Raw genomic sequence first — 14810 nt, forward strand, 5'->3', positions numbered from 1 at the left:
ATCGCCGCAGCCGTCTCAGGCGGCGAGCAGGGCGATGGCCCGCGCCTCCGCAGGAGAAATCTAGCAGCGCTAGACGTAATCAGCTCCGTGATCTAGCATTGCTAGAAAATCTTGCACAGATAATCTGAGGAGCGGAAATGCTGTACACCATCGGAATGGTCCTGATCTGGATCGTCGCCCTGGGGATCATCTACATCGGCGTGATGTACCTCCTGAGGAACGAGGCCAACGCGGCCGGCTTCGGCCTGCCGGTCCTTCCCGCCACCGAGGCCCGCGCCTGGTGGCAGCTCAAGGGCGTACGCGACATCGCCAGCGGCCTCGTCCTGATCCCGCTGATCTTCGTGGAACCTGACGCCGTGCCCTGGGTGGTCCTCGTCGAGGCGATGATCCCGGTCGGCGACATGCTCGTGATCCTCGGCAACCGAGGGAGCAAGGCGCGCGCGTTCGGGGTCCACGGACTCACCGCGGCGCTGATGCTCGTCGCGGTGGCACTGCTCTGGCTGGGCTGATCCAGCCGGATCGACCCGGCCGGGTCTCAGACGCGTGAGGCGAAGAGCTCGGCGAGGTGCATGGTGGGGACCGAGGCGAGGTCGTCGAGCTGGACCCGGCACGACATCCCGTCGGCCAGGATGACGGCGTCGGGGTGGGACCGGACAGCCGGGAGCAGGTGGGTCTCCGCGACCGCGACCGACACCTCGTAGTGCCCCTCCTCGACCCCGAAGTTGCCGGCCAGGCCGCAGCAGCCGGAGACCCGGGTGACCTTCGCCCCGGCCTGGGTCAGCAGCGCCTCGTCGTCGACCCAGCCCAGGACGGCGTGCTGGTGGCAGTGCGGCTGGGCGACGACCTCGACGCCGGTCAGGTCGGGCAGCGTCGCCCGCCCCTCGCCCACCAGCCGCTTCACCAGCTCGGCGAAGGTGAGCATCCCGTCACGTACGACCTCCGCCTCGGGCAGCGCCGAGAGCTCCACCGAGTCCGACCGCAGCGTCGCGGTGCACGAGGGCTCCAGGCCGACGACGGGGACGCCGGAGGCGACATAGGGGGCGAGCGTACGCACGGTCTTCTCCATGATCTTGCGCGCGTCATCAAGCTGGCCGGTGGTGATCCAGGTGAGCCCGCAGCAGGCCTTCTCGCCGATCACGCGGACGGTCAGGCCCTGCGCCTCGAGCCACGCGATCGCGCCGTGGCCGGACTGGGCGAAGAAGTGGTCGGTGAAGGAGTCGGCCCAGATCCAGACGTCCGGGGTCTCGGGGAGCTTCGCGGTCGGCGCCGACCGCTTCAGCGTCTTCGGTGCGAACGCGGGAATCGAGCGCCGCTGGTCGATGCCGGCGGTCTTCTTGGCGATCTTGGCGAGCGGCGAGATCTTCAGCGACGCGTTGGCCATGCCGGTGAACGGCGCCGCGAGCCGCGCCCACTTCGGCAGCTGCCCGAGAAGAGCGTGCGATCGCGGCCGCCGCTCCCCGAGGACGTCGTGCTTCTGGTAGAGCGCCTCGGACTTGTACGTCGCCATGTCGATGCCCGTGGGGCAGTCGGACGCACACCCCTTGCAGGCCAGGCACAGGTCGAGCGCCTCGCTCACCGCGGGGTCGCCGAGCCCACCGACGAGCGACCCGTCGAGCGCCTCCTGGAGCACCCGCGCGCGTCCACGGGTCGCGTCCTTCTCCTCGCGGGTCGCGAGGTAGGAGGGGCACATCACGCCGGCGGTCTTCGGGGCCACGCACTTGCCGACGCCGGTGCAACGGTGCACGGCAGCACCCAGGTCACCGGAGTCGTGGATCAGCCGCAGGCCGGTCCGGGGAAGGGCACGGGGTCGCACCGGACGCAGGTCCTCGGTGATCGACGCGGGCCGCACGATGTTGCCCGGGTTGAGCAGCTCCGAGGGATCACAGATGCCCTTGACCTGCTCGAAGAGATCGATGGAGGTGGAGTCGTACATGATCGGCAACAGCTCCGAGCGCACCCGCCCGTCACCGTGCTCGCCCGACAGCGAGCCGCCGTAGGTCACCAACTGCGTGGCGCACGCGGTCATGAACTCACGGAACACCTGCGCCGACTCCGGCGCGTCCGGCGCGAACGGGAAGTCGATGCGGCAGTGGATGCAGCCGTCGCCGAAGTGGCCGTAGGGGTAGCCGTGCAGACCGAAGGACTCCAGGATCCCCTCGAAGTCGCGCAGCCAGGCACCGAGGTGCTCCGGCGGGACCGCGGCGTCCTCCCAGCCGGAGTGGGCCGGCGTGGGCAGCGAGACCCCGGCCAGTCCGGCACCGTCCTCGCGGATCCGCCACAGCGCGGCTGCCTCGAGCGGATCGACGACCACTCGCGACTCGAGTGCACCCGACTCCGCGGCGATACGTTTGACCAGGTCAGGAGCGTCCTGTCCGGCGACCTCGACCATCAGCCAGCCGGCCCCCTTGGGTAGGTCCGGCACCGCGCGGCCCTTGGCGCGCACCAGGTCGGCGATCCGGGCGTCCATCCCCTCGCAGGCGATCAGCCGCCCCGGCGCCACCCGGAGGAGCGCAGGCACCGCGTCGGCGGCCTCCGCCATCGTCGGGTAGCCGAGCACCAGCAGCAGCCGCCCGGGCGAGTCCTCGACGAGCCGCACGGTCGTCTCCAGGATGGTCGCCAGGGTGCCTTCGGTGCCGGCCAGGAACCGGTCGACCCGACCACCCTTCTCGGGCAGCAGGTGCTCGAGCGAGTAGCCGGAGACCTGGCGTCCGAACCGGCCGAACTCGGTCCGCACGTGACCGAGGTTGGCGCCGACGAGCGCCTGGAGCCGCTCCGCCGTCTCCCCCGTCGAGACGCCATCGGCATAGGTCGCCTGCTCGCCGTTGCCGAAGAGCACGGTCAGCGCCTCGATGTTGTCGACGGTGCGGCCGTAGCCCAGCGCACGGTTGCCGCAGGCGTTGTTGCCGATCATCCCGCCGATGGTGCAGCGGGTGTGGGTGGACGGGTCGGGCCCGAAGCGCAGACCGTGGGGCGCCGCGGCCCGCTGCAGGTCGGCGTGCACGACGCCCGGGTCGATCCGCGCGGTCCGCGCCTCCGGGTCGATCTCGTAGATGGTCCGCAGGTCCCGGGTGTCCACGACGATCCCGGACCCGACGGCATTGCCGGCGATCGAGGTGCCCGCACCTCGCATCGTCACCGGCGCCCCGGTCGCACGGGACACCGCGTGCACCGCGAGCAGCTCGTCGCGGGACTGCGGCCGTACGACGACGGAGGGCACGACCCGGTAGAGGCTCGCGTCGCTGGAGTAGAGCGCCCGGGCCAGCGGCGAGTCGTCGACCCGGCTGATCCCCTGGTTGCGCAGCTCATTCGCCAGATCCGAGGCAGTCGCATTCACCCGCTCATTGTCACAGACCTCAGCACGGTCACCGGTCAGCGCCCACCGTCGATGACCACAACACGAGCCCGTCTCATTGAGCGATATTTGACTCTCATATAATGGGACAGCCCGCGAGAGCGCGGGCACTTCCAGACCTCGGAGAGAGACCATGTCCGCCACCCCCGCACCGGCCAACCCGCGCTCGCGCGTGCTCGTCGCCAGCCTCGTCGGCACGACGATCGAGTTCTACGACTTCTACGCGTACGCGACCGCAGCCGTCCTCGTCTTCCCCGCCCTCTTCTTCCCGGCCGGCGACCCGACCACCGCGCTCCTGGCGAGCTTCGCCGTCTTCGGCGCCGCGATGGTCGCCCGCCCGGTGGGCGCGATCTTCTTCGGCCACCTCGGCGACCGGCTCGGCCGCAAGACGACCCTGGTCATCTCGCTGCTCACCATGGGCATCGCAACCTTCCTGATCGGTGCGCTCCCGACGTACGAGACGGTCGGCTGGGTCGCGACCGCGCTACTGGTGCTGATGCGCCTGGCCCAGGGCTTCGCGCTCGGCGGCGAATGGAGCGGTGCCGCGCTGGTCGCTACCGAGAACGCCCCCGAGGGCAAGCGCGCGATCTTCGGTACGTTCCCGCAGCTCGGCGCGCCGCTGGGCTTCATCCTCTCCAACGGCCTGTTCCTGGCGATCGCGGCGCTGCTCTCCGCCGAGGGCGCCGACCCGACCAAGCCCTCCGACGCCTTCCTGGCGTGGGGCTGGCGGGTGCCGTTCCTCTTCTCCGCGGTCATGGTCATCGTCGGTCTGTGGGTCCGGCTGCGCCTGGTCGAGAGCGACGTGTTCACCAAGAGCCAGGACGCCGGCCTGGTCCGCAAGGTCCCGCTCGCCTCGGTCGTGCGCAACCAGGGCAAGCAGCTGGTCCTCGGCACCTTCTTCATGCTGGCGACGTACGTCCTCTTCTACCTGATGACCGCGTTCTCGCTGTCGTTCGGCACCGCCGCCACGGACCTCCCGGTGCCCGGCCTCGGCTACGGCTACACGACCTTCGTGCTGATGCTGATCTTCGGCGTGATCTTCTTCGGCATCTTCACCATGGTCTCCGGGCCGCTGGCCGAGCGCTTCGGCCGCCGCCGGCTGCTGATCGCGGTCACCCTCGGGATCATCGTCTTCGGCCTGGCCTGGGTGCCGCTGGTCAACGCCGGCACCGTCGGCGTGCTCCTCTGGCTCGTCCTCGGCTTCTCCCTGATGGGCCTCACCTTCGGCCCGATGGGTGCGCTGCTGCCGGAGCTGTTCCCGACCAGCGTGCGCTACACCGGCTCCGGCATCTCCTACAACGTCGCCTCGATCCTGGGCGCCGCGGTCGCGCCGTTCATCGCGGTCGCGCTGTGGAAGCAGGCCGACGGCTCGCCGGTCCTGGTCGGCGTCTACCTCTCCGTGATGGCCGTGATCACCCTGATCTCGCTGGTGATCGGCAAGGAGACCAAGGACGTGGCGCTCGAGGAGACCCCGGAGAAGACCTCCGTCTGACGGTCTACGGTGGGCGGGGTGACCGTCAGGATCCTCTCCGCCACCGACGTACGCAGCATCTTCACGCCCGAGCTCGCGCTGGAGTCCCAGCGCGAGGCGTTCACCCGACTGGGAGCCGGGGAGGCCGTCCAGCCTCCCCGGCTCCTCGTGCCCGGGCCGGACGAATCGGTCTCGTTCTGCTACTCCTCGCGGATCGCCCCCGAGGCCCCCGCGGTGAGCAAGTTCGGCAGCGTCAACCCTTCGAACGCGGCCCGTGGCCTCGGCGCGGTGCACTCGGTCATCACGGTCCTCGACACCGAGACCGGCGCACCGCGCGCGATCATCAACGGCGACAGCGTCACCGGCCTGCGCACCTCGGCCGCGACCACCCTCGCCATGCAGCAGGTCGCCCCCGACGCCCGCAGCGTGCTCGTCGTCGGCACCGGCGCCCAGGCCCGGGCCCACCTCACGGCCTTCGCCGTGACCCACCCCGACGCCGACCTCCAGGTCTTCGGCCGGAACCCGGCCGCCGCCACCGAGATAGCCGCCGAGCACGGCGCCACCGCGACGGCAGACCTGGAAGTGGCCGTACGCACCGCCGACATCGTCGTCCTCTGCACCTCGTCCCTCACCCCGGTGATCGAGGAAGCCTGGGTCACCGACGGCACCACCGTGGCCAGCGTCGGCTCCTTCGCCCCCGACCGCGTCGAGCTGCCGCCGTCGCTACTGGCCCGCTCCACGGTCGTGGTCGACTACCGCGCCTCGGCACTGACCGACTCCGGCCCGGTCGTCGAAGCCGTCGCCTCTGGGTCGGTCGATGCGGACCGGATCGTCGACCTGGGCTCGCTCCTGGCCGGCAGTGCCTCCCTCGACCGTCGATCAGGCGGCCCCGTCACCTACCTCTCCGTCGGCGTCGGCATCCAGGACGCTGCCGCGGCAGCAGTGATCCTCACCGCAGCCGAGCAGCGGGACATCGGCACCCTCGCCGACCTCGACTAGTGGCCGCGCGCTGCATCCCTGCCGAGTCGGCGCAAACTGACCAAGATCCGTGTCGAGTCGGCGCGTCATGACGCGCCGACTCGGCGCTGATTTCGGTCAGGATGAGCCGAGTCGGCAGCTAGGCCGTTGCTTCGGCGGCCAACGCGGCCTCCACCACGTCGAGCAGCGGCAGCGTCGCCAGCTCGTCACGGCTCACCCAACGTACGTCGTCGGTGGTGCCGTTCTGCTCGACCACCCGCGGCTCAGCTCCGTCTGCGACGGTCGCGGCGAAGATCAGGTGGACGCCGTGGAACTCCTCGTGACGACCGCTGGGGGCGGTGCCGGTGATGTTCACGTCGTGTACGTCGAGCAGAGCGCCGACCTCGCAGGTGAGACCGCACTCCTCGACCACCTCGCGCATCAGCGCCTCGCGCGGCTGCTCGCCGAAGTCGACGCCGCCACCGGGCAGCGTCCACGTGCCCGAGTGGTAGCCGAGCGGCGAGATCCGGGTGAGCAGGATCGCGTCGTCGGAGGGACGGGTGATGAAGGCGTACGCGGCCAGCCGCTGCATCCGGGACGGCTTGTGCACCTCGAGGGCGTCGGTGACCAGCGGAGACGTCGGGATCTCGCCGCTCGTCACCGCTGCCAGGGGCAGCCAGGCCGCCTCCGCGGTGGACCCGTCGACCTCCATCGTCTGCGGCTCGGGAGCGTCGTGAGGGACCCAGCCGTCGTAGACGATCCGGATCGCGTGGGAGTTGACCCGCCGGCCCAGCCGCCAGGCCTTGGCCTGATGGACCGAGTAGACCCGCGCCTCGACGCCGACCTCGACCGGCACCCCGGCCTCCTCGTAGACCTCGCGCACGACCGCGTCGCGCGGGTCCTCGCCGTGGTCGATCCCGCCACCGGGCAGCGTCCAGCGCTCCTCCGGCGTGACCTTCTCCGAGAGCCGGCTGAGCAGGATCTCCGGCTCAGCGGCCGCACCCGCCCGGATGATGACGGCGTACGCCCCCACCCGCTGCACCTTCGGAAGCTTCCGTCGCCGCCCGCTGCGGCCCCGATTCCGCGTCGCCATCAGCTGAACGGGGGTCGGGAGTCGAGAGCCAGCGAGCGGCGACCGGCCCAGCGCCACACCTTGGCGGCTCGGTCGCGATCCTCGTCGGTGACCAGGTTGCCCATCCACCGCAGGGCCAGCGTCATCAGCCAGTCGGAGCGCATTCCCGCAGGTCCGAGGGTGGATACCAGGCGCGGACGGGTCGCAATCCCGGCCAGACGGCGGGCGACGGAGAACGCCTCGCCGTAGTGCTCCCGCAGGGTCGCCGGCCAGGCTGTGGCCAGGTCCTCGCCCGCGATCAGCGCGTCGGCGACCATCCGTCCGGTCTCCAGGCCGTAGTCGATCCCTTCGCCGTTGAGCGGGTTCACGCACCCGGCGGCGTCACCGATCAGCGCCCAGTTGGCGCCGGCGACACCGGAGACGGCACCTCCCATCGGCAACAGCGCTGACTTCTCCGCCCGCAGCTCGCCGGTGAGCCCGAACTCCTCGCGGCACTGCTCGGTGTAGTGCCTCATCAGCGGCTTGATCGCGACGTCCGCCGGCCGCTTCGAGGTGGCCAGCGCACCCGCGCCGATGTTCACCTCTCCCGACCCGAGCGGGAAGATCCAGCCGTATCCCGGCAACGCCTCACCGGACTCGTCACGCAGCTCCAGGTGGGAGGAGATCCATTCGTCGTCGGCCTGGTCGGAGGCGATGTAGGCCCGCCCGGCGACGCCGTAGACGGTGTCGCGGTGCCACTCCCGACCCAGCACCTTGCCGAGCGGCGAGCGCACGCCGTCGGCCACCACGACCGACCGGCAAGTCACCTCGTGACCGCCCTCGAAGATCACCGCAGCAATCCGGGCACCATCCCAGCGCACGTCGACCGCCCGCACCCCGTCGACCGCCGTCGCGCCGGACTTGATCGCCACGGTGCGCAGATGATCGTCGAGCTCGGTCCGCGGCACAGCGGAGCCCCACGACGGCAAGGTCCCGCCGGGCCAGGGCAGGTGCAGCGTCTGCCCGAAGCCGTGCGCCCGCAGGCCCTTGGAGACCGGGTGCGCGCGCAGCCAGTCCTCCAGGCCGAGCCGGACCAGTTCGTGGGTCGCGCGCGGGGTCAGCCCGTCACCGCAGGTCTTGTCACGCGGGAAGACGGCCGCGTCGGTCAGCAGGACATCGACCCCGGCGCGCGCCAGCCATGCCGCCGCGGCCGAGCCCGCAGGCCCCGCCCCCACGACGAGCACATCAGCTGACTGCGGAAGGGACGACGTCATGCGCATATCTTCCCAGAACCGGCCAACGGCCCGCGAAAGAACCCTCACCTCCGGCCAGCCCCGGCCTCTGCTAGGTTATTGCAAGTTCTTCGCAATAGCCCGGATGCAGTCTCGGAAGGCCCCCACGTGCACGACCCTCTCGGCGTACGTCGCCGCCGCCGGCGCGCCGTCATCTGGCTCCTGGGCCTCGTCGCAGCCGCCGCCCTGACGGTCGTCGTGGCGGTCGGGCTGGGGGCTGCGTACGTCACTCCAGGGACCGTCGCCCAGATCCTCGGCCACCACCTCCTCGGCCTCCCGGAGGCCGACTGGAAGGCGACCGAAGAGGCGATCGTGTGGAAGGTACGCCTCCCCCGCGTGCTCCTCGGCGCGCTCGTCGGAGCGGGCCTGGCCGTCACCGGCATGGCGCTGCAGGCGATGGTCCGCAACATGCTCGCCGACCCCTACCTGCTCGGGATCAACTCCGGCGCCTCCAGCGGCGCAGCGGCAGCGATCCTCTTCGGCGCGGGCACCGGCCTGGGGGCGTACGCCCTGCCCGGCTCCGCCTTCCTCGGCGCCCTGGCGGCCTCGTTCCTGGTGTTCGCGCTCGCCCGCAGCGGCGGCAGGGTCACCTCGTTGCGGCTGCTGCTCTCGGGTGTCGCGGTCGGCTATCTGCTCTACGGCCTGACCAGCTTCCTGATCTTCGCCTCGGGCTCGGCCGAGGGCGCCCGGTCGGTGATGTTCTGGTTGCTCGGCTCGCTCGGCCTGGCCCAGTGGGACGGCCTGCTGGCGGTCGTGGCCGCCGCGGTGCTCACCACCACCGTCCTGCTGACCCTGTCCGGACGCGGTCTCGACGCGCTCGCGATCGGCGACGAGACCGCCCACACCTTGGGCATCTCCCCCGACCGCTTCCGCACCCTGCTGCTGGTACTCGTGGCGTTGACCGTGGGCGTGGTCGTATCGGCCGCCGGCAGCATCGGCTTCGTCGGCCTGGTCGTGCCCCATCTCGCCCGGCGTGCCGTCGGCTCCGCACACTCGGTGGCGATCCCGGCCGCCGCCCTCATGGGCGCGATCCTGCTGGTCTGGGCCGACGTGCTCGCCCGTGTGCTCCTCCAGCCCCAGGAGATCCCGATCGGGATCGTCACCGCGCTCCTGGGCGCCCCGTTCCTCATCGTCCTCATCCGGCGCTTCTCGGCGCGCGACGTCTGACCATCAAGGAGCCGAAAATGATCCGCCCCATGCTCGCCACCGCCGCCCTCGTGCTGGCCACGACCACCGCGTGCGGCGCCGACGCCGCCGGCGACGAGGCCACCGCCGACGGCTTCCCGGTCACCCTCGAGAACTGTGGCGCCGAGGTCACCTTTGACGCTCCGCCGGAGCGTGTGGTGATGCTGAAGAGCTCCGCGGTGCCCTATCTGCACGCCCTCGGCGTGATGGACCAGGTCGTGGCCAGGGCCGGCGACTATCCCGCCGACTACTACGACGCCGAGACCCAGGCCCAGCTCGACGACATCCCGCTGCTCACCGACGAGATGGACACCAGCGGCCACCTGCAGATCTCCAAGGAGGTCGTGATCGCCGAGGAGCCCGACCTGGTCCTCGGCGAGGTCGACAACCTCTCCCGCGACACCCTCGACGCCGTGGACATCGACCTCCTCGAGGAGCCGGCGATGTGCCCTGAGGGCGTCGACGACCCCGGCTTCGACGACGTCTACAGCCAGCTGGAGGCCTACGGCAAGGTCTTCGACCGCGAGGACGAGGCCGCCAAGGCTGTCGCTGACCTGCGCAAACGCGTGACGGAGCTGGAGAAGCAGAAGGTCGGCGAGGGACGTACGGCGGCGGTGCTCTACCCCACCGTCGGCGGTGGCGTGACCTACGCCTACGGCACCAGGTCGATGGCCCACCCGCAGCTGGAGGCGGCCGGCTTCGAGGACGTCTTCGCCGACGTCGACGAGCGCGTCTTCGAGGTCTCGACCGAGGATCTCCTCGAGCGCGACCCCGACGTGATCATCCTGCTCCACAACGCCGGCGACCCGAAGCAGGTCGAGGAGTCGATCACCCAGCTCGCCGGCGCCGAGGACCTCACCGCGGTCAGGAACGGTGACGTGATGGCGCAGCTGTTCAACTTCACCGAGCCGCCCTCCGCCCTCTCCGTCGACGGCCTCGAGCGGATCATCGACAGGTTCGGCCGGTGATCGAGGCAGCGGGCCTGTCCTGGACGTACGGCACCACGACGATCCTCGAGGACGTCGATGTCGCCTCCCACGAGGGCCGGGTGCTCGGTCTGATCGGCCCGAACGGGAGCGGCAAGACGACCCTGCTCCGGCTGCTCTACGGCGCCCTCCAGGGCACGGGCACCGTCGAGATCGACGGCGACGACCTCGCCGGGCTCCCCGCCAAGCAGGTCGCCCGGCGCCTGGCCGTCGTCGTCCAGGAGTCCGGCACCGACACCACGTTGACGGCCGGCGAGATGGTCCTGCTGGGACGTACGCCGCACCTGTCCGCCTTCGCCAGGGCCGGCGAGCACGACCTGGCGATCGCGGCCGAGTGCCTGGAGCGGGTCGGCGGGACCCACCTCGGTCCGCGCTCCTTCGCCGCCCTCTCCGGGGGTGAGCGGCAGCGGGTGCTCATCGCCCGGGCGCTGGCGCAGGAGGCTACTCACCTGCTGCTCGACGAGCCGACCAACCACCTCGACATCCGCTACCAGCACGAGATCCTGTCCCTGGTGCGGAAGCTCGGGACGACGGCCGTCGTCGTGCTCCACGACCTCAACCTGGCAGCGCGCTACTGCGACGACCTCGTGCTGCTCGACCGGCGCCGCGTCGCCGCCCGCGGCACCGTCGACGAGGTGCTCCGGCCCGAGATCCTGGAGCCGGTCTACGACATCGGCATCGAGCGGCTCGAGCTGCGCGAGGAGATCCACCTCCTCTTCCGTCCGTCGGCCTGAACTCGGCCTGACCGGACCTCAGATCTCCGGGGCGGCCTCGATCCTGGTCTCGGGCACGGCCTCGTCGTCGGGGTCGACACCGGGAAGGTGCGCCTCCCAGAGCTCGACGTCCATCACGTACAGCCGGAGCGGCGCCTCGCCGCGCAGCTGCTCGGGCTTGAACGCCCGAGCCGTGCCGACCAGCCGGTGGAAGGCCACCGCACAGCGCTTCTCGAGCTCGAAGTCGGGCACCTGGCGCGCCATCCCGGTGACGTACGCAGCGCTCGCCCCGGACCCCGGGAGCACCGAGGAGTCGAAGATGACCCCCGCCACGCGCGGGTCGCGGATGAGGTTGCGGGAGTGCTGCGCATCAGGCGCCGAGACCCAGTAGAGGTCTCGGTAGCCGTCGTGGGAGAAGTAGACCGGCGACGTACGCGGCCGGCCATCGGGATCCGAGGTCGCCAGCACCAGGTAGGCGACTCCGTCGACGATCCCGCGGACGTGTCTGTCCAGATCAGCTGCCATACCCCAGAGGGTAAACGACTTTCTCAGCTGTGACCTCGGTATATGCGGGGCAGCTTGTAGCCGTTCTCGGCCAGCACCTCGCGCAGCACATCCGGCCTGTCGGTGATCAGTCCGTCGACCCCGAGCCCGATCAGATGCTCCATCGTGGCGACGTCGTCCACCGTCCACGGCACGACGGCGATGCCGCGCGCGTGCGCCGCGTCGACCAGCTCCTGGGTCGTGAACGGCACGTAGCCCGGGTCCGACACCGAGCCGCCCTGCGGGTCGCCGTGGACCGGCGAGACCGCATCCGCCCCGAACGAGTCCGCGGCCGCGACGTACCGAGCCTGCAGCGATCCCTCGAAGTCGTCGATATCGATCCCTCCCAGCCACGGCGAGGCGCCCGGCTGTCCCTGCTGGAGGAACTGCTGCCCGTTGGTCAGCGCGACGATCGGCAGCCGCGGCTCGACCTCGCGGAACCGCTTCAGCGCACCCCAGTCGAAGCTCTGGATCGTGACCTGGTTGCGGATGTGCGCCCGCCGGATCTCGGCCAGGACGACGCGGACGAACTGCTCGCGCGGCGCCGTCTGCTCCGGCGCCCCCGCCTCGACCTTGGTCTCGACGTTCAGCGTGACCTGGCCGGCGTGGTAGCTGTTGACCAGCGCGAACACCTCCGACAGCAGCGGCATCCGCTCCCCGGGCGAGAGCACCTGGTCGGGGAACTGCGGCTGCCGCAGCGACCCGCAGTCGATGGTGCGCACCTGCGCGAGCGTCAGGTCCTTGATGTAGGTCCGGTTCGGCACGTACGGGAACTCGGGGTCGCCCGGGGACGCCGGCGCGGTGTCGACGCACTTGGCCGGGTTCGGGTCCCGGTCGTGGGTCACGACGGCATGGCCGTCCTCGGTGATCTGCACGTCGAGCTCGAGCGTGCTCACGCCCAGCTGGAGCGCCCGTTCGAAGGCCGGCAGCGTGTTCTCGACCGTCAGCGCGATGCCGCCTCGGTGCGCCTGGAGATCGAAGGTACGCGGATCGTTCTCGGCGTGCGCCGGGGCGATGGCGGAGCTCGCCAGGAGCACCGCGGACACGAGGAGGCCTGCTCGGACACGTCTCATGCCCGACAGGATCCCGCAGCCGGATGGCCGCTAGTGGAACGCGCGATGAGACAGGAGCGACACGTTCTTGTCCGCACACCCGGTCGTCTCGTGACGGACGAACTGGGAGTCGTAGGAGTCGGGCACGTAGACCCGGAACCCGTCCACCTCGGTCGGCTTGCAGGCCGAGGCCGGATAGTTCTCGGCCGTCGACTCCGAGACCTCGCTGACCGCCACCTGACCCGGCTTCATGATCACCGTGCGCCATTTGCCCTCGCGTGCCGCGGGCGCGCCGACCTGGGTGCCGTCGCCACCCCCGACGTACGACAGCCCGCCGAAGCCACCGAGGGCACACGCGCGGTCGGAGGCGTTGGTCAGCGTGATCTCGCCGAACCGCGATCCGGCGCCGGCATCGGTCGCGCGGTAGCCGGCCTTCAGGTCGGTGTTGGTGCACTTCGGGGTCTTCCGATCCGCCGACGCGCGGTCAGAAGAAGCAGAGGACTCAGTCCCCACCGGCGAACCCCCCGTGGCCGCCGGTGAGGACTGAGTCGGGGACGATGGGGTGCCGCTCGCTTGGGAGGGGTCCGCGGTCCCGGAGGCAGATGGTGACGCGTCGACCGCCCCGTCCGTCGTCGACGCGCAACCTCCCGCCGCGAGCACGCCGAGGATCCCGAGACCGACCATCAACAGCCGCATGCGCCGCATCGTCGCTCCTCGAGTAGCAGACAACTCATCGTCCCACCCCTGAGACGTGCGGGCGTCCCGGTCCGTTGCATCTCGTTTCGAGATTTCTTCAGACCCTGCTGTCGTACGCCGTCCGGGCCTCGTCCACCTCCGCCATGTGCTCCTCGGCCCAGGCCTTGAGGTGACCGATGACCGGCAGCAGCGTCTGCCCGAGCGGGGTGAGCTCGTAGTCGGTCCGCACCGGCACCGACGGGGTCACCGTGCGGGTCAGCAGACCGTCGCGCTCCATCCTCCGCAGCGACTGGGTCAGCATCTTCTGGCTCACGCCCTCGATCTGCGAGGCGAGCTCCGAGTACCTCAGCGGCCCGTAGAGCCCCAGCGCCACGATCGCCAGGCTCACCCACTTGTCACCGATCGTGTCCAGCAGCCGCCGGCTCGGACACAGCGCCGAGAACGCGTCGAATCCACTCGGTCGTTCGGCCGTCGTCGTCCCCATGGCAGACCTCCAGGTGCGTACGCCACTTCAAAGTGCCTTCTTCCCAAAGGAGAGTAGAGCACCGAAAGTAGTACGTGCAACCAGCCGACCATCACAAAGGACGAACACCATGTACGCACTCATCTCCCGCGCCGGCGACCCGACCCCGCGCCTCGAGGAGCTCCCGACCCAGCCGCTCGGCCCCGACGACATCCGGGTCGAGGTGGCCGCCGCTGGCTTCACCCTCTTCGACGCCTTCGTCGCCGGCGACCACGCGGCCATCGGCCTTCCCGATGTGATCGGCCTCGGCTTCGACTTCAGCGGCGTGGTCACCGAGGTCGGCGAGGCCGTCTCCGGATTCGCGGTCGGCGACCGCGTCGCCGGTCTCCACGGCAACCCGGCCGCCGGCGCCCGCGCCCATGCGACCGAGGTCGTGCTCCCCGCCTCCGCCGCAGCGGCCGTACCCGACGGGCTCACCCTCGAGGCGGCCGCCGCGGCTCCGCTCAACGCCCTCACCGCCCGCCAGGCGCTCGACCTGCTCGGCACCGAACGCGGCAGCCTCCTCGTCACCGGTGCCGCCGGCGGCGTCGGCCTGTGGGCACTGGGGCTGGCCAAGGCCGACGGTTGGACGGTCGACGCCCTGGTACGCCCCGGCACCGAGCACCTCGCCACCGGCGCCGACCACACCGTCACCGAGATCGAGCCGCACGCGCACGACGCCGTCCTGGACCTGGCGGCGCTCAACGAGCCGGCCTTGGCAGGCGTACGCGACGGCGGCCGCTACATCAGCGTCAAGCCCGGCCGGGCACCAGCCCCCGAGCGCGGTATCGAAGTCTCGACCGCGCTGAACCAGCCCGACGGGGCGGTGCTCGCCGACCTCCTCCGGCTGGCGGCAGACGGCACGGTGCCGACCCGGATCGCCGCGACCCGACCGCTGAGCAAGGCCGCCGAGGCCTACCAGGAGGCGGAGGCGGCACCGGGATCCGACGGCCGCTGGCTCCTCGTGCCCTGAAAAGGACGAAGGCCCCGCCTCCCGAGGGAGGCGGGGC

Annotated in this window: 14 protein-coding genes; 7 read left to right on the forward strand and 7 right to left on the reverse strand. The window is 70.8% G+C overall.

The genetic code is table 11. The features are described from left to right. Nucleotides 1-137 precede the first annotated feature (137 nt). Nucleotides 138-509, forward strand: a complete 372-nt coding sequence (locus ABTX24_RS00290) for a DUF4267 domain-containing protein (RefSeq protein WP_350836593.1) — start codon at nucleotides 138-140, stop codon at nucleotides 507-509. A 26-nt stretch (nucleotides 510-535) separates the two neighbouring features. On the opposite strand, the gene ABTX24_RS00295 is transcribed toward ABTX24_RS00290, so the two are convergent. Beyond that, the gene (locus tag ABTX24_RS00295; protein ID WP_350836595.1) at nucleotides 536-3334 is read right to left on the reverse strand and encodes an FAD-binding and (Fe-S)-binding domain-containing protein; all 2799 of its coding nucleotides are present in this window, start codon (nucleotides 3332-3334) and stop codon (nucleotides 536-538) included. A gap of 151 nt (nucleotides 3335-3485) precedes the next feature. Between ABTX24_RS00295 and ABTX24_RS00300 the strand changes: the two genes are divergently transcribed. Next, on the forward strand, nucleotides 3486-4844 hold the full coding sequence (locus tag ABTX24_RS00300) for an MFS transporter (RefSeq protein ID WP_350836597.1): 1359 nt from the start codon (nucleotides 3486-3488) through the stop codon (nucleotides 4842-4844). An 18-nt stretch (nucleotides 4845-4862) separates the two neighbouring features. Then, nucleotides 4863-5822 (forward strand): ornithine cyclodeaminase family protein, encoded by a 960-nt coding sequence (locus ABTX24_RS00305; RefSeq protein ID WP_350836599.1) that lies wholly within the window; start codon nucleotides 4863-4865, stop codon nucleotides 5820-5822. 118 nt (nucleotides 5823-5940) lie between these two features. On the opposite strand, the gene ABTX24_RS00310 is transcribed toward ABTX24_RS00305, so the two are convergent. After that, a complete protein-coding gene (locus ABTX24_RS00310; protein WP_350836600.1) occupies nucleotides 5941-6873 on the reverse strand; it encodes an NUDIX domain-containing protein in 933 nt (310 codons plus the stop codon). After that, a complete protein-coding gene (locus tag ABTX24_RS00315) occupies nucleotides 6873-8105 on the reverse strand; it encodes a geranylgeranyl reductase family protein (protein WP_350836602.1) in 1233 nt (410 codons plus the stop codon). Before ABTX24_RS00315 ends, ABTX24_RS00310 begins: the two co-directional genes overlap by 1 nt. A 126-nt stretch (nucleotides 8106-8231) precedes the next feature. On the opposite strand from ABTX24_RS00315, the gene ABTX24_RS00320 reads away from it, so the two are divergent. The 3 genes from ABTX24_RS00320 to ABTX24_RS00330 are packed head-to-tail and all read left to right on the forward strand — an operon-like array spanning nucleotide 8232 to nucleotide 11028. After that, the gene (locus tag ABTX24_RS00320; RefSeq protein ID WP_350836604.1) at nucleotides 8232-9290 is read left to right on the forward strand and encodes a FecCD family ABC transporter permease; all 1059 of its coding nucleotides are present in this window, start codon (nucleotides 8232-8234) and stop codon (nucleotides 9288-9290) included. Between the two features lie 17 nt (nucleotides 9291-9307). After that, nucleotides 9308-10276, forward strand: coding sequence for an ABC transporter substrate-binding protein (locus ABTX24_RS00325; protein ID WP_350836605.1), 969 nt, complete (start codon nucleotides 9308-9310; stop codon nucleotides 10274-10276). Then, nucleotides 10273-11028 (forward strand): ABC transporter ATP-binding protein, encoded by a 756-nt coding sequence (locus ABTX24_RS00330; protein ID WP_350836607.1) that lies wholly within the window; start codon nucleotides 10273-10275, stop codon nucleotides 11026-11028. The genes ABTX24_RS00325 and ABTX24_RS00330 overlap by 4 nt, the downstream gene beginning before the upstream one ends. An 18-nt stretch (nucleotides 11029-11046) precedes the next feature. On the opposite strand, the gene ABTX24_RS00335 is transcribed toward ABTX24_RS00330, so the two are convergent. The 4 genes from ABTX24_RS00335 to ABTX24_RS00350 all read right to left on the reverse strand — a co-directional run bounded on the left by ABTX24_RS00335 (nucleotide 11047) and on the right by ABTX24_RS00350 (nucleotide 13782). After that, nucleotides 11047-11532 (reverse strand): pyridoxamine 5'-phosphate oxidase family protein, encoded by a 486-nt coding sequence (locus tag ABTX24_RS00335; protein WP_160025571.1) that lies wholly within the window; start codon nucleotides 11530-11532, stop codon nucleotides 11047-11049. A gap of 23 nt (nucleotides 11533-11555) precedes the next feature. Next, entirely contained in the window at nucleotides 11556-12623 is a 1068-nt protein-coding gene (locus ABTX24_RS00340) for a glycerophosphodiester phosphodiesterase family protein (RefSeq protein ID WP_350836609.1), read from the reverse strand. Nucleotides 12624-12653: 30 nt separating this feature from the next. After that, nucleotides 12654-13115 (reverse strand): DUF4232 domain-containing protein, encoded by a 462-nt coding sequence (locus ABTX24_RS00345; protein WP_350836611.1) that lies wholly within the window; start codon nucleotides 13113-13115, stop codon nucleotides 12654-12656. Nucleotides 13116-13395: 280 nt separating this feature from the next. Next, on the reverse strand, nucleotides 13396-13782 hold the full coding sequence (locus ABTX24_RS00350) for a winged helix-turn-helix transcriptional regulator (protein WP_350836613.1): 387 nt from the start codon (nucleotides 13780-13782) through the stop codon (nucleotides 13396-13398). Between the two features lie 109 nt (nucleotides 13783-13891). On the opposite strand from ABTX24_RS00350, the gene ABTX24_RS00355 reads away from it, so the two are divergent. Continuing rightward, a complete protein-coding gene (locus ABTX24_RS00355; protein ID WP_350836615.1) occupies nucleotides 13892-14773 on the forward strand; it encodes an alcohol dehydrogenase catalytic domain-containing protein in 882 nt (293 codons plus the stop codon). The last annotated feature ends 37 nt before the right edge of the window (nucleotides 14774-14810 follow it).

Origin of the sequence: Nocardioides sp. NPDC127514, assembly GCF_040302125.1 — a bacterium.
Classification (GTDB): Bacteria; Actinomycetota; Actinomycetes; order Propionibacteriales; family Nocardioidaceae; genus Nocardioides.

Excerpts from the sequence above, each read along its gene's own strand:
- ABTX24_RS00355 (WP_350836615.1), top strand. The coding sequence starts at position 13,892 with ATGTACGCACTCATCTCCCGCGCCGGCGACCCGACCCCGCGCCTCGAG.
- ABTX24_RS00335 (WP_160025571.1), bottom strand. The coding sequence starts at position 11,532 with ATGGCAGCTGATCTGGACAGACACGTCCGCGGGATCGTCGACGGAGTC.
- ABTX24_RS00300 (WP_350836597.1), top strand. The coding sequence starts at position 3,486 with ATGTCCGCCACCCCCGCACCGGCCAACCCGCGCTCGCGCGTGCTCGTC.
- ABTX24_RS00350 (WP_350836613.1), bottom strand. The coding sequence starts at position 13,782 with ATGGGGACGACGACGGCCGAACGACCGAGTGGATTCGACGCGTTCTCG.
- ABTX24_RS00325 (WP_350836605.1), top strand. The coding sequence starts at position 9,308 with ATGATCCGCCCCATGCTCGCCACCGCCGCCCTCGTGCTGGCCACGACC.
- ABTX24_RS00340 (WP_350836609.1), bottom strand. The coding sequence starts at position 12,623 with ATGAGACGTGTCCGAGCAGGCCTCCTCGTGTCCGCGGTGCTCCTGGCG.
- ABTX24_RS00310 (WP_350836600.1), bottom strand. The coding sequence starts at position 6,873 with ATGGCGACGCGGAATCGGGGCCGCAGCGGGCGGCGACGGAAGCTTCCG.
- ABTX24_RS00315 (WP_350836602.1), bottom strand. The coding sequence starts at position 8,105 with ATGACGTCGTCCCTTCCGCAGTCAGCTGATGTGCTCGTCGTGGGGGCG.
- ABTX24_RS00290 (WP_350836593.1), top strand. The coding sequence starts at position 138 with ATGCTGTACACCATCGGAATGGTCCTGATCTGGATCGTCGCCCTGGGG.